A 2,240-nucleotide genomic window follows, 5' to 3' on the forward strand; every position below is an offset into this window, starting at 1 on the left:
CAACGGGCGCCTCGAACACCTGCGCGGCTCCGCCCTCGGCTTCCGCAACCTCACCAACTACATCGCCAGAAGCCTGCTCGAGACCGGCGGCTTCAGACCCCGACTACACCCTCAATCGCGATGAGCCACCAATGCCCCCGACAGAAGGGACGGCTCGGCGGGCGTCGATCTGGCTGCGGAGGCGAACGACCTGGCTGCTCGGTAGTCCGCCCGTCTCGCGCCGCGGCTCGGGCCGGGCCGCGCGGCCCGTCTCTCTTTCGCGGCAGCCCGAGCGTCATTTCGCATGGGAGGCCGCTGAATTCCACGCCTACGCAATCGCGTCGCATCGTGCGCTCCTTGAAGGCAAGCGCTGCAACCGTGAGTACGCCCTGGCCGCCGACAGGCTTCGTGCGATCTACTCCGACCTACAACAACTCGAGCTACTTCGACCTACGACACCTCGCGGCTTGGACGAGCAGGCAGGTGCGGACTGCGACCGGCTGTCGCCTGCCATGAGCATGGGACCGGTGTAGCCGGTTTTCTGCCACCCTCATGGGACCGCCTGGATTGCCAGTCATGGGACCACCCGGCGCGCCTTGCCGGTGGGTCCTCGGTTCGCCCGTTTGATCGCCGCGTCAGCTTCGTCGGCGCGAGAGGTCTACGGGCGTGGGATTCCGGGAGGTCAGCGTGATTGAGGTCAAAGAGGTGCTGCGGGGTTGGCTCGGCGGGGCCGGGCTCCGCACGGTCGCCGAGCGGGCGGGGGTGGACCGGAAGACGGCCCGCCGGTACGTCGAGGCGGCCCAGGCGGCCGGGCTGGAACGGACCGCGGGGCTGGTTGCGGTCGATGACGAGCTGGTCGGCGCCGTGGTGGCGGCGGTGCGGCCGGTCCGGCCGAACGGTCACGGTCAGGCGTGGGAGGCCCTGCTGGCACGCGAGGAGCAGATCCGTGCCTGGGTCAAGGGCGACGGCAAGGACAACAAGGCGCTCTCGATCGTGAAGATCGAAGATCTCCTGGCCCGCCAGGGGTGTGTGGTGCCGTACCGGACCCTGCACCGCTTCGCCACCGAGCGGTGCGGGTACCGGGCCAAGGACACCACCGTGCGCGTGGCCGACGGGGAGCCGGGCGCGGAGCTGCAGGTCGACTTCGGGCAGATGGGTTACCTGCTCGACGCCGACGGGCGGCGCCGCAAGGTCCATGCGCTGATCCTGACCGCGGTGTACTCCCGGCACATGTTCGTCTGGCTGACCTACTCCCAGACCCTCGCGGCGGTGATCGCCGGCTGCGAGGCGGCCTGGGCGTTCTTCGGCGGGGTCTTCAAGGTCCTGATCCCGGACAACCTCAAGCCGGTCGTGACCGACGCCGACGCCGTCAACCCCAGGCTCTCGACGGGATGGCTGGACTATGCCCAGCACGCCGGGTTCGTCACCGACCCCGCCCGGGTCCGCTCCCCGAAGGACAAGCCCCGGGTCGAACGCACGGTGCAGTACGTGCGGGGGAACTTCTGGGCCGGGGAGACCTTCACCGACCTCGCCGACGCCCAGCGCCGCGCCGAGGCGTGGTGCCGGGACAAGGCCGGCATGCGGATCCACGGCACCATCCAGGCCCGCCCGCTTCAGGTCTTCACCGACACCGAGGCGGCGGCGCTGCTGGCCCTCCCGCAGCCGTACGACGTGCCGGTCTTTAGGACGGTGAAGGTTCACCGCGACTTCCACGTCGAGGTCGCCAAGGCGTTGTACTCCGTCCCGGGCGAGTTCCTCGGCCAGCAGCTCGACGCCCGCGCCGACTCCGAGCTGGTCAAGCTCTACCACCACGGCCGCCTGGTCAAGACCCACCCCAGACAGCGACCTGGCGGGCGGTGGACCGACCCGGCAGACCTGCCCGCGGAGAAGACCGGCTACGCCCTTCGCGACCTGACCCGGCTGATCGCCACATGCGCCGGCCATGGGCAGAACATCGGCATCTACGCCGAGCGGATCCTCGATGACCCGCTGCCCTGGACCAGGATGCGCGCGGTCTACCGGCTGCTCGGCCTGGTCCGCCGCTACGGGCCCGTGTCGACGACGCGTGAAAACTGACCCCTGTGCGACGGATGAAATTTGACCCCCTCCTGAACCCTTGGAGGGTGATCGCGATGGACTGGGCAGAGATCCGTAGGTTGCACCGGGCGGAGGGGGTTCCGATCAAGGAGCTCTCGCGTCGTCTGGGGGTGGCGAGGAATACGGTGCGGGCGGCGTTGGCGTCGGACGCCCCGCCGCGGTAC

At 69.6% G+C, this 2,240-nt stretch carries 1 protein-coding gene and 1 pseudogene; both read left to right on the forward strand.

Annotation, left to right across the window (positions count from 1 at the left end):
* Window positions 1–666 precede the first annotated feature (666 nt).
* The gene (gene istA / locus HIR71_RS16130; protein WP_311836333.1) at window positions 667–2,055 is read left to right on the forward strand and encodes an IS21 family transposase; all 1,389 of its coding nucleotides are present in this window, start codon (window positions 667–669) and stop codon (window positions 2,053–2,055) included.
* A gap of 56 nt (window positions 2,056–2,111) precedes the next feature.
* Window positions 2,112–2,240: pseudogene (locus HIR71_RS16135) on the forward strand (IS21 family transposase); the annotation flags it as partial.

Source organism: Cellulomonas fimi, assembly GCF_012952065.1.
Lineage (GTDB): Bacteria > Actinomycetota > Actinomycetes > Actinomycetales > Cellulomonadaceae > Pengzhenrongella > Pengzhenrongella fimi_A.